Annotated in this window: 10 protein-coding genes; 2 read left to right on the forward strand and 8 right to left on the reverse strand. The window is 59.2% G+C overall.

The annotated features are described in order from the left end of the window. Positions 1–391 precede the first annotated feature (391 nt). Positions 392–1,870 (forward strand): YfcC family protein, encoded by a 1,479-nt coding sequence (locus DW123_RS02950; protein ID WP_118273123.1) that lies wholly within the window; start codon positions 392–394, stop codon positions 1,868–1,870. 75 nt (positions 1,871–1,945) lie between these two features. Here the strand turns inward: DW123_RS02950 and DW123_RS09810 are convergent, their stop codons facing one another. Both DW123_RS09810 and DW123_RS02955 read right to left on the reverse strand, forming a co-directional pair. Next, complete coding sequence (locus tag DW123_RS09810) at positions 1,946–2,077, reverse strand: hypothetical protein (protein ID WP_255413504.1); 132 nt, start codon at positions 2,075–2,077, stop codon at positions 1,946–1,948. Between the two features lie 124 nt (positions 2,078–2,201). Continuing rightward, positions 2,202–3,659: an APC family permease gene (locus DW123_RS02955; protein WP_117794037.1), complete on the reverse strand. Its 1,458-nt coding sequence runs from the start codon at positions 3,657–3,659 to the stop codon at positions 2,202–2,204. 355 nt (positions 3,660–4,014) lie between these two features. Between DW123_RS02955 and DW123_RS09720 the strand changes: the two genes are divergently transcribed. Next, on the forward strand, positions 4,015–5,016 hold the full coding sequence (locus DW123_RS09720) for a C39 family peptidase (RefSeq protein ID WP_233540108.1): 1,002 nt from the start codon (positions 4,015–4,017) through the stop codon (positions 5,014–5,016). A 502-nt stretch (positions 5,017–5,518) separates the two neighbouring features. Here the strand turns inward: DW123_RS09720 and DW123_RS02965 are convergent. The 6 genes from DW123_RS02965 to arcC form a co-directional block, all read right to left on the reverse strand. Further along, positions 5,519–6,973: a family 1 glycosylhydrolase gene (locus DW123_RS02965; RefSeq protein WP_255413336.1), complete on the reverse strand. Its 1,455-nt coding sequence runs from the start codon at positions 6,971–6,973 to the stop codon at positions 5,519–5,521. Between the two features lies 1 nt (position 6,974). Further along, positions 6,975–8,324, reverse strand: coding sequence for a PTS sugar transporter subunit IIC (locus DW123_RS02970; protein WP_117735417.1), 1,350 nt, complete (start codon positions 8,322–8,324; stop codon positions 6,975–6,977). Between the two features lie 9 nt (positions 8,325–8,333). Next, positions 8,334–8,627, reverse strand: coding sequence for a PTS sugar transporter subunit IIB (locus tag DW123_RS02975; RefSeq protein WP_117565033.1), 294 nt, complete (start codon positions 8,625–8,627; stop codon positions 8,334–8,336). A 46-nt stretch (positions 8,628–8,673) separates the two neighbouring features. Continuing rightward, positions 8,674–9,000, reverse strand: coding sequence for a PTS lactose/cellobiose transporter subunit IIA (locus tag DW123_RS02980; RefSeq protein ID WP_117565034.1), 327 nt, complete (start codon positions 8,998–9,000; stop codon positions 8,674–8,676). Between the two features lie 115 nt (positions 9,001–9,115). After that, a complete protein-coding gene (locus DW123_RS02985) occupies positions 9,116–11,011 on the reverse strand; it encodes a BglG family transcription antiterminator (RefSeq protein WP_117877549.1) in 1,896 nt (631 codons plus the stop codon). 432 nt (positions 11,012–11,443) lie between these two features. Further along, the coding region (arcC, locus tag DW123_RS02990) for a carbamate kinase (RefSeq protein ID WP_147325452.1) at positions 11,444–12,361 on the reverse strand (918 nt) is incomplete at its 5' end.

Genomic DNA, 12,361 nt, shown 5'->3' on the forward strand with positions numbered 1-12,361 from the left:
TGAAGGCCTGTTCTTCATCCCGTTTTATTGCTCCCCCTCTCGCTAGAGCAACATGCAGTCACCACAAACCGAAACAGCAGGGGCCACAAGACCAACAGCAAAGAATTCTCTAGGGGATAGTTCTTTAAAATACCAGCATATATACAATAACGTATATCACATTGTACGTTCACCGATAGGTCGGCTCGTTTGCGGAATACATGCCGCCAAAGACGTTCTCACATACTACCCGAGTGATAATATCGATATGTGATGCACGTATTATTAAACGCATCGCTTCCCTGACATGAAGGGTGCAGCCTTCAAGTCGGCAACAGAGTCAAGACCTCACCACTTAATTTAGAGGCGCATCCCCCTCGCGGGGATGTGTTTCGTCGTGAAGGAGCTCGGTATGTTCGATAAGGCTGCCGGCTCTGGCGAGAAGCGCAAGCCACGCCAGATGCCATCATCTTTTACCATCCTCTTTGGCTGCCTGCTGCTCGTGGCCATCGTCTCGTGGGTCGTTTCGTCATTTAGCCCCGATGTGCAGGCCGCAACGCTTGGCAACTTTATGGCCTCCCCCTTCTTGGGCTTCGAGAGCGCCATGCAAGTCTGCGTGTTCATTCTTGTGCTCGGCGGTTTTTTGGGCGTCGTCCAAAAAACGGGCGCACTCGACACCGGTATCGCCGTGCTCGTCCGCAAACTGGGCGGCAATGACCTACTGCTCGTCCCCGTCCTCATGCTCGCTTTTGGCATCTGCGGATCCACGTACGGCATGCTCGAGGAATCTGTCCCCTTCTACCTGCTGCTGGCATCGGTCACGTTTGCCATGGGCTGGGATCCGCTCGTAGGATGCATGGTCGTCCTGATGGGCTGCGGCCTTGGCGTTTTGGGATCGACGGTCAACCCGTTTTCGACCGGACTCGCACTCGATGCCCTCAAGGCAGCCGGCATCCCCTATGACCAGGGGCTCATGATCGGCATCGGCCTGGCAATGTTCACCATCGCCGAGATTTCGGGCATCATTTTTGTCATGCGGTACGCCAAGCGCGTTCGCACTGACCGCACTTCCTCATCGCTTACCCCCGAGGAATGGAAGACCGCCGAGCGCCTCTACGGCGACAAGGATGGCGATTCCGCTGAAGACACACACGTCGAGCTATCCAAGATTCAAAAGCGCGTCCTTGTTCTCTTCGCCCTCACGTTTGTCGTCATGATTATCGGCTTTATTCCGTGGCAGACATTCGGAGTTGGCTTATTTGATATCGGAGCCACGGGCGATGACCTCAGCACCGCATGGAGCGCGCTTTTGACCGGCTTGCCGCTTGGCCAGTGGTACTTTACCGAATGCGGCATCTGGTTCTTCACGATGACGATTATCATCGGCAAGGTTGCCGGCATGCAGGAGAAAGAACTCGTTGATACCATCCTGCACGGATGCGCCGACCTGGTTTCCGTCGCGCTCGTCGTCGCCGTCGCCCGCGGCGTCTCCGTACTCATGTCCATCACCGGACTCGACGTGTGGATCCTCACCAACGCCGCCAACGCGCTCGCCGGCGTATCCGCCGCAGTGTTCGCGCCACTCTCGTACGCCCTGTACTTTGCGCTATCCTTCTTGATCCCCTCGAGCACCGGCATGGCAACCGTCTCCATGCCCATCATGGGACCGTTGGCAGCATCGTTGGGCTTTGCCCCCGAAGCCATGGTCGCAATCTACCTCGCCACACATGGCGTTGTAGCCATGATCACCCCCACATGCGGTTCCATCATGGCCGGTCTCGAACTTGCCCAGGTAAGCTACACGACCTACATCAAGACGGCCGCCAAATATATGGCCTTGCTTACCGTGATCACTGTTTCATTTGTCACCGTGCTGATGCTCATTTTGTAATCGGCAGGCACATCGCGAATCGTATCTTTAGAAAGGGGCTCACAGAGCCCCTTTCTCTTAGCTCAAAGATGAACTCTAGGCGCTGTATTTGTTACCCTCGCCGACGATCTTGCCATTGTCGTCGACGAGAACGAGGGAGTTCTCGACCGGCTCGGCACCGGTACCGTCGATGAGCTTGCCGCCAACGATTGCATACTTAGTGGACATGGTTCCTCCTTATGGATCCATATAGTGGGCGAGGCCGCGTTGGGTTAAGGCCTCACAAAACTACCCAAGTGGTGCCGGGTTCGGTGCGCGGGAGAGAGGGCCCCGCACACCCGATCCGTCCCGGCTAGGCGTTATTTTTGCGGGAATTGGTGAAGGCCATGAGGGCCAGGCCAACAGCCAGCCAGCCGATCACGATGCTCCACTCCACCATGTTGAGGGAGGCGGGAGAGAACGGGATCACGAGCAGGCCAATGATGGTGCCGCAGGCAACGATAGCGAGGCTGATGCCAAACTTGCCGCCGGGCACCTCGTAGGGACGAGGCAGGTCGGGCTCGGTGAAGCGCATGCGCAGGCAAGCGAGGGCGACCATGCCGCAGGAGAAGATGAAGGCGAGAGCCGACACGTTGGTCAGAGGGATGAGCATGTTCTTGCCCAGGAACGGACCGACGACGGTGATGACGCCCAGAACGACGCAGGCGAGCTTGGGAGCGCCGGACTTGGGATCGACCTCGGCGAACTTCTCGGGCAGCTGGCCCTTGCGGCCCATGGCGAGCATGATGCGGCTCGTGGCGCCGTAGAAGGAGTTCATCGGGCCCATGGGTCCAAGCGTGGCGATGACGAGCATGGCCAGGTACAGGAGCATGTTGATGCCCTTGAGGCAGGCAAGCGCGGGAACCGGGCTCTTAACAAACTCATGCCAGTCGAGGATGGTGCCGAACGAGTAGATGCAGACCATGTAGAAGCCGCCGGCGGCCAGCAGAGCCAAGGAGATGATCTTGCCGAACTTGTTCCAGTTGAGGCCCTCGGCTGCTTCCTCAGCCTGCTGAGGAATGGTGTCGAAGCCGGCGTAGAAGAACGGGGTCAGAACCAGGACCGAAACGATGCCTGCGAACAGGCTGGTGCCCTCGGTAGCGGGCTTGCCGCCGCCAGCACCGGTGACCTGGGAGAACACGGGCATGGCGTTGTCCGGCGAGCCGGTGAACAGCGAGACGCCCATGGCGAGTAGCATGCCGCAGAGCAGGGCCTTGGTCAGGAAGGCCTGCAGCTTGGCGGCCGAGCTGGCACCGCGGAAGTTGAGGAAGATGACGTAGGTTGCAAAGCCGAGCGCGATCAGCGTCGGGAACAGGTAAACGTCGGCGCCCAGGATGGTGTAGAGCTTGACGGCGCGCAGCCACTCAAGGCCGGGCAGGCTGCCGAACATCTCGGACACGAGGGTCGAGATGGCGATGGCCTCCCACGGGCACAGGATGCCGTTGCCCAGGGCCAGGAGCCAGCCGGTGATGTAGCTCATCGTACGGCCAAAGCTACGATCGACATACTCGACGATGCCGCCCGAAATGGGGATAGCAGCCGTGAGCTCACCAAAAACAGCTCCGACGGGCACGAGGAAGATTGCGCCCAAGAGGAATGCAATCATAGCGGGAACGGGACCGCCGCCCACGACCATCCAGTCGCCGACCTGCAGAACCCAACCGGTACCGATGATGGCACCGAAACCGATGGTGAAGAAGTTCCAGAGCGAAAGCGTTTTCTTCATGCCGCCGTTGTCCTCGACTGCAACTTCTGCGTTCTTGTCCGCCATTGTTCCCCTCCTTTCCTTTTTGACGCCCCCTGGCGTCACCCCTTGCGCGGCCTGTTCGACCGCGCGCTTTTATTTCGTGGCTTTAAGATACGGCCTCGGCGCCACGCTGCCGCTTATGGCTCGACTGAAGGCAGAACTGCAAAACGAGCGGCGCCGTTTTTGGGACGAACGGCGGGAGACGTCATTCGTCCTGGACGCTTTCATCTTGTCTGCTTTTGGATACCTGTTGCCGTGACGCTTGGCGCGCGGCGCGGCAACGTTCATACCATTTGTCAGGCTTTTGGCGCACATACCCATGTGTCGTGCATCTTTTTATGTAGGATAGACAAGTTACACACGAGGCAAGGTGATTCGAATGGCATACGGATACAATGACGGCGACCAACGGCCACAAAGCGTGCGCCTTGCCGGCCGCACCACGCCAACGCCCAGAAGCACCTCCGACAACGGCAACCCGCAGCGCCCCCAAGAGCAGCCCGGGGCTTCTTCTCGGCAACAAAGCCGTACCGTGCAGCAGTCAGACCGCGTGAGTACGAGCACACGCCAACGCCAGACCGACACATCACAGCCGCGCCGCTACGATCGCCGTAAGACCGACTACTACGTTAAACGCTCCTTTTCGCGACCTCAACGCGATCGCGGCAATTCCGCCCCTCACCCCGCGTCGCATACCACAAGCCACGTGCTTCCGGCCCGCCGCCTACGCCTTGCGCTTTGCTCCATTGCCGCCTGTCTCGTCTTTGTGTTTTTGGGATCCTGTATCTCCCACGGATCAGCCGGTCTTGAGCCCACTGCCGAGGACAAGCTGCTTAAAGCTCCCGTCGCGCCCGGTTACTCCTTTGCGTTCTCGACCCCACGCTCGCAATGGCAGGCCGGTACCATGCCCCACATCTACCAAATTGACCCCGCATGGTCGGAGCTGTCCTATGCCGGTGGCACTATCCGCGAAAACGCTTGCGGTCCCACTTGCCTCGCCATGGTCTATATCTTTAAGACCGGCCACACCGATAAGACGCCGGTCGATATATGCGCGCTGGCCGAAGCCGGCAACTACGCCCCCACTGGTGCCACCGAGTGGTCGTTTATGACAGGCGGTGCGTGGCAGCTGGGACTCAACGGAACACAGCTCTATAACGATCGTGAATCGATTACCCAAGCACTTCGCTCGGGTGCGCCCGTTATCGCCGCAGTGCACCCCGGTACGTTTACCAACGTAGGCCACTACATCGTGCTCTACGGCATCGACGATGCCAATCAGATTGGCGTCTACGACCCCAACTCGGCCAGCCGCAGCGCCCGTCGCTGGGGCGTCGTAGAAGTCCTCAACGAAGTCGAAGCCATGTGGGCCTACTACTAGTCATTGGGCACTCATTGGGGACAGACTTAAATGAGTGGGCGTTGGGGACAGTCTTACGCACTCATTGGGGACAGACTTAAATGAGTGGTCGTTGGGGACAGTCTTACGGACGCCGGCCGAGAGCAGACGAAAAGGGCCATCCCGAACTGCTTGGAACTGCCGGCACGGAAAGCGCATCCTGCTTTGGGGCCCAATAGCGGGATGCACTTTCCGTTAGCGGCCCGTTTGGGAAACTAGGGACCGCTTTTCGACAAAAATCCGGGATGCATTTTCCGATTGAGGGCCTCAAGGAAACCGCACCCCATGTTGGACGCTCATTCTGGGATGTGCTTTCCGCAGTTGATCGATGCGGCCTTTAAGGACTGTCCCAAGCTGCCGGCAGGAAAGGAACGTCCCCAAGTGCCGGGTTTCCGCAGTCTGCAATGCTCCTTATGAACAGCCGCCTCAATAGCAAAAGCCCCCGCAGCCGAAGCGGACCGCGGGGGCAACAGACCTGCAAGAGTTAACTCAAGTCCTCGCCATTTGATGCAATGACCTTTTGGTACCAGCAGAAGCTGTCCTTTCGGTAGCGATCGAACGTGCCTTTGCCCGTATCATCGGCATCGACATAAACAAAGCCATAGCGCTTCTTCATCTGCCCCGTCGAGGCCGACACCAAATCGATACAGCCCCACGGCGTGTATCCCATCAGGTCAACACCGTCCTCGACAATTGCATCGCGCAGCGCAAGAATATGCCTGCGCAGGTAATCAATATGATACGCATCGTGGACTTTGCCGTCTTCCAGCGCATCGAGTCCGCCCACACCGTTCTCGGCGATAAAGAGCGGAAGATGGTAACGATCGTGGTAGCCGGCAAGCGTCACGCGCAAACCCAGCGCATCGATCTGCCACTTCCAGGCAGTCTCTTTATCCTTGAGGTACGGATTGCGCAGCGTCGGGAACACGTTGCCCTCCGCCTTCTCGGCGATCACCTGATCATCGGCGCACACCAAGCGCGAGCAATAGTACGAGAACGAGATGAAGTCGACCGTATGCTCTGCCAGATACTCCGTATCGCCCGGCTCAAAGGGCACGTGAACACCCTCTTTCTCGAGCGCACGCAGCTTCCAAGTAGGATAGGCGCCCGCAGCCATCACGTCAGTGTAGAAGTAGCGGCCGCGGTCCTCCTCATACGCAAGCCATACGTCCTCGGGCGCACAACGGTACGGATAGGTCGCACCGGCAGCGATCATGCAACCCACCTTGTTTGCGGGATCGATCTTGTGCAGGATCTCGACAGCGCGAGCGCTCGCCATAAACATATGGTGCGAGAACGCCGCGGTCACGGCTGCACGGTCACGCTCATCCTCGAGCGTGACGCCCGCGTTGAGATAGGACAGCGCCACGCTGTTGATCTCGTTGAAGGTGAGCCAATAACGCACGAGGCCCTGGTACGCACGTCCGACGGTCTCGACGTAGTGCGCATACCGCTCGATCATCTCTCGGCTTTGCCATCCACCATAACGCTCGACCAGAGCCAACGGATAGTCGTAGTGCGACAGCGTCACGAGCGGCTCGATTCCGTGCTCGCGCAGCGCCTCGAATACCTGACGGTAAAACTCCAAGCCCTCACCGTTGGGCTCGGCCTCCATCCCTGTGGGAAAAATACGGCTCCAACAAATTGAAAGACGCAGGCACTTAAAGCCCATCTCGGCAAAGAGCTCGACGTCCTCGCGCCAATGATGGAAGAAGTCGTTGCCCCAGCGGCATGGATACAGCCTGTCCGGATCATCCACGGGCTTTTGCCTGCCAAACATCACATCCCAGCGGTCGGGACCCTGTGGAATCAGGTCGGAGTGCGACATACCGCGGCCGCCCTCGTTCCAACCCCCTTCGGCCTGGTTGGCAGCGAGCGCGCCGCCCCACAAAAAGCCCTCGGGCATACCGGCAGCAGACGTTCTGTCAAAGTAACCCATGCTACTCAGCATCCTTGGCAGAAGCTGCCGCGGCGTTCTCCTGCTCCTGTGCCAGGAGCAGGTTGTCGTACACCTTAAAGAACGGGTACCAGACCACAGCCATGACCACGATCAAAACGATCGTAAATACCCAGATGCGCGGGTCGAGGCACTGGATAAAGCCCTGAACGAAGATGGGGAACGTGCCGCTCACCAAGATGTAGAAGTTAGAGACAAGACCCAGTGAGATTGCACCCCAATACAGCAGGGCCGAAATCATACCGCCCAGCACGAACGGAACCATGAGGATCGGGTTGAAGATGATGGGTGCGCCAAAGATCGCGGGCTCGGAGATACGGAAGAAGCTCGGCACGATCGATGCCTTGCCAAATGCCTTGAGCTGCTGCGACTTTGCCCTAAACGCGCAGAGCGCCACAAAAGAAAACGTATTGCCCGTGCCGCCGATGAGGTTGATGACCATCGACATGAATACCGGGTGGAACTCAAGCGGCTGCCCAGCAGCGTAGAGCGAGGCGTTGGCAGCAAAGGCGGCAAGCGTGACCGGGGCGGTGATGGGCATCACGATCATGTTGCCGTGGACGCCAAAGCACCAAAACAGCAGCGTCATGAAGCAGATAAGCAGTGCGCCGGGCACAGAGTCAACTGCGACGGAAAGCGGGGCAGCGAGCAGCTTCTCGATAACCGAGGGGATGGACAGCGTGGGATCGATCATCTGGATCAGCAGGTTGCCACCAAAGAAGATGAGGATGTTGGCGAGCATAGGCACGATGGCGCCAAAGGTTTCGGACAAAAACGGCGGCACGCCATCGGGCATCTTGATGGTGATGCCCTTGGTCTGGCAGAAGCGCGTGACCTCGACGGAGACCAGGGCAACGATGATGGCGGTAAACAGGCCCTGCGCACCCAGATAGGTGCAGGGGACCGCCTGGAGCACGGACTCATCAGCAAGCTGGTAGTAGGACGACGGCGCCGCGGCGATCAGGAACATCACCAGCGAGGTCATACCGGCGTTAAGCTTGGGCATCTTGTAGGTGCCCGCCAGGTTATAGGCGATTGCGAACGTCACGATCACCGACAGTATGCCCATCGTCATGTTGAACGGGATGAGCAGCGTGAGCTTATTGGCCGTGGCAAAATCGAGCCAAGGGCCAAAGACGGACCAGAACCCGCCCCGCGCCACCAGGTCGGCCGTGACCGGCGGGTTGGCGATGATCATAAAGACGGCAGAGACCAAGATGAAGCTGATCGCGCTCATAAAGCCCTTTTGCATGGAGGCAAAGTGGCGCTCGGCGCCGCAGAAATTGGCAATAGGGGTCAGTTTTTCCTGAAGCAGGGTCATGAACTTTTCCATAGTCGCCTCCTAGCCCAACAGCGACTGGGCGAGTGCCAGCACGTTGGCGGCGTTGCCCATGCCGTAGTCCTGTGCGGGGATGACCGCGGTCGGCTTACCGCTCCCCTGCTTGACGGTGTTGAGCTGGTAGGACACCTGCGGCCCCAAGAGCAGCACGTCATAATCGGCGCAGGTCTCCTGATACTCGCCGATACCCACCGCATCGATATCGAGCTCGATGCCGTTTTGCTCCGCGTATTTCTCGAGTTTCTTCATCAGAATGCTTGTAGACAGGCCAGCTGCGCAAACAAGAAGGATCTTCATAAGGGATTCCCTTCGCATTGATTGGTTGGATAGTCGCCGCACGCCGTTAGGCGTTCTTGGCTGCAGTGCGCTCATACAGGCAGATCAGCTCCTGCACGAGCTCCTGAGCAAGCATGGAGCACATGAGGTGGTCCTGAGCATGGACCAGCAACACATCCACCGACAGATGCTCGCCCGCCGCCTCGGTCGAAAGCAGCTGCGTTTGGATGTGGTGAGCTTTGATTCCCGCATCCTTTGACTGCTTCATGAGTTTGGCGGCAGCGTCAAAATCCCCCGCCTTTGCCTTTTCAAGGGCTTCGAAGGCAAGGCTGCGCGCCTCTCCCGCTGCAGCGACCAGCTGAAACGAAACCATCTCGGTTCCCTGATCGTCCATAACGGTCTCCTCTCCCGTGATGTTTGGTTTGTACTTGAATATTCGAAACGCCTATCTCCCACCCGCAATCCTCGAGGTTTATTGCAGGCAGGCAGGGTTTTCGACAAAAGAAGCCTTAAGCCGTATGCGCTTGCACAAGCGCCATCAGCTCATGCCAGGACCGGCGCTCGCGTAAGCGCTCGACCCCCTGGCGGTCCATAAAGATCTCAGCGAGCAGCGAGCTCAAGATCCGCGCCTCATCGCCGCCCGACCGGGCAAACGACACCATAAAGACGATATCGACCTCATGGCCGTATTCGTCCCAAAGAATGGGATGTTCGAGCAGGCCCACGGTAACAAAGGCCTCGGCGCTCAAAGGATGCATCCCATGGGGCATGGCCACCCCATTGCCAAACGAGGTGGCACTCGCGCTCTCGCGCTCGGCAACCTCTTGGGCAAACTGGGCATCGACACGGCCGCTCTCGACGGCGCGCTCGGAGAGATATCGGAGAACGGCCTGCTTCGACGACGCCTCAACGCGGTTGAAGAACAGGGCACGGCTAAAGAAAGCGCTCAGGGAGTCCGATTGCGCAGCGTCATCACTCAGCACCTTGCGGATAGCGTTGACATCGCTCGTCTCCAAGAAGAAATCGGCCTCGCGGACGGGCACGGGCAACTTGACGTTGAGCGGCACCGTTGTGAACACGTAGTCGATGTGCGAAAAGTCGAGCGTTCCCACGCGGGCGACGTCGCATGTCTCAATCGACTCGATATACATACCAAACTGCTTGCGGTACTGGTGCTCGAGCATACGGGCGCTTCCCGCTCCCGAGGCGCACACGATCAGGATGCGTTTGCGACGCGGCTGGTCGGCTTGCTGCTCGAGGGCCAGGGCAAATGCCATGGCGATGTAGCCGAGCTCTTCATCAGAGGGCTGGCTGCCAAAATGACGCTCGAGTACCTGCGAGGTGCCAGCTGCCATCGAATAGGCCAACGGAAACCTCGTCTTGATATCGGGCAGCATGGGGTTATCCATATGCATGTGATATTCAAGGCGATAGCCCAGAGGGCCGATATGCCGAGCAAGGTTCATGCGAAGTTCAAGATCGCCGCTAAAGTCAAACCTAAACTCATCGTTGACCGCACGTACCATCTCGGAAGCAATCTCCCACATCTCATCTGAGATAACGGCAGAGCCCTTCTCGGGCACGCCCGTGCCCCTGCCGAGCAAATGGATTGCGATAAAGGCAACCTCTTCTCGGGGCATGCTCACGCCCAGGGCATCCTTGATGTTTGCGGCAATCTGGAAAGCCGCGGCGTATTCGCGCGTTCCCTCCAGTTTTTGAACGTCCGATTCTGCAGCTGGGACATAGCAGCCCTGCTCGATGCGGCCAAGAGCGATGTAAAGATGCATGATGAGATTGCGGGATGCCAGCGAGCTCACCGTGACGGGCGAGGCCGTCAGGGCATCGTCCACACATGCGGCGATGGCCCGCAGGCGCTCGGCGAGCTTTGCATCGTCGGTGTCGGGCAACACGGGCCTCACCAGCGAGGCGAGGCACAGGCGCCGTTGCGACTCCCCGCCCGCAACGCGGATTCCGTAGCGTGGGCGCTTTTCGAGCGTTAAGTCAAATTGGGCGAGTTTCTGCTCTACCAGACGCATGTCATTGGACAGAGTTCGCGCCGAAACGTAGAGTAAATCCGCATACTCCTCAATCGTCACCCACTGGGACCGCATGAGGAGGTCGTTAAGAAGGAAGGACACACGGCCGTCGCGCGTATCAGGAATGCCCGGATGAGCCAGAGCCGCACCGTCTAGCAAGCGAGCAAGCTCATCTGCACGTGCAACATCGATACGATACTGCCCCTTGCTGCCAACGATGCGTGCAACCCCTGCAAGGTTGTCGTTTGCGCGATGGATATAGTTTCTCACGGCGCGTTCGCTTACCTCGAGACGCTTGGCAAGTACCGCGACAGCGACAGGCTGAGCGTCCTCGATCATATTTACAAGCTGCTTGACGCGAGCATCCATGTCCTCCTCCTTTCCCTGCGTCTAGTCTAACGCGGTAAAGAATGACACTCCACGTCGCGCTCGTTCCGCCAACTCGGAACAGGTTGCGGGGAGTCCAGCTGAGCTATGGAGAGCCTGGGGAGAGGGCCCGAAGGCAATGCGTCGGTGTGGGATGCGCCTTCCCAGCCATTGGGCAGTCATTGGGGACAGACTTAAATGAGTAGTCGTTGGGGACGTTCTTGTTTGACTAGTCGTTTAAGAACGTCCCCAATGACTATTAAGGACTGTCCCAAGCTGCCGGCAGGAAAGGACCGTCCCCAAGTGCCGGGTTTGTCCCCAATGACTAGGTGAATAGCAAAAGCCCCGCAGTCGGAGCGGACCGCGGGGCTCATGAAGAGAGGTGGTTTGTGGGCGCTTTGCCTGGCGCCCACGAGAGAGGCAACGGAGTAGAGACTACTCGTGGATGCGGGTACCGGAGAGGCCGGCCATGGTCTCGGCGGCCTTGTCCAGGGCGCCGATGATGCAGGTGCGGCCCTTGCGGGAGCGGGCGAACTTGATGGCGGCGCGGACCTTGGGCTCCATGGAACCCTTGCCGAACTGGCCCTCGTCGGCCAGGCGCTCGGCCTCGTCGGCGGTGAGGTCCTCGAGCTCCTCCTGGTTGGGCTTGCCAAAGTTGATGGCGACATGCTCGACGGCTGTCAGCAGGAACAGAACGTCGGCGTCGCAGTCCTCGGCCAGCAGCTCGCCGCCCAGGTCCTTGTCGATGACGGCGGGAACGCCCTTGTAGCAGCCCTTGTTCTCGTAGTCGCGGACGACGGGGATGCCGCCGCCACCGCAGGCGATGACGATGAACTCGTTGTCGAGCAGGTTGAGGATGGAGTCAGCCTCGACGATCTTCTTGGGATCGGGGGAGGCGACGACGCGACGCCAGCCGCGGCCGGAATCCTCGACGAAGACCTTGGAGGGATCCTCGGCCATGAACTCCTTGGCCTGCTCCTCGGTGTAGAAGGGGCCGATCGGCTTAGTCGGGTTCTTGAACGCGGGATCGTCGGGATCGCACTCGATCTGGGTGACGACGGTGGCGGCGTGCCAACGCTTATAGCGCTTGTGCATCTCGCGGCCGATGCCCTGCTGCAGGTGGTAGCCGATGTAGCCCTGGGACATGGCGCCGCACTCGGGCAGCGGCATCTCGGGGGTGCCGATGGCGTCGTGGGCGGCGGCGAAGGCGTTCTGGATCATGCCGACCTGCGGGCCGTTGCCGTGGGTGATGATGATCTCGTTGCCCTGCTCGATGAGGCCGAGGAGCGCGTGGGCGGTGTTGCTCACGGCCTCGATCTGCTCGACGGGGTTGTTGCCGAGGGCGTTGCCGCC

The sequence above is a fragment of the Collinsella sp. AM10-26 genome, from assembly GCF_003472525.1.
Taxonomy (GTDB): Bacteria; Actinomycetota; Coriobacteriia; order Coriobacteriales; family Coriobacteriaceae; genus Collinsella.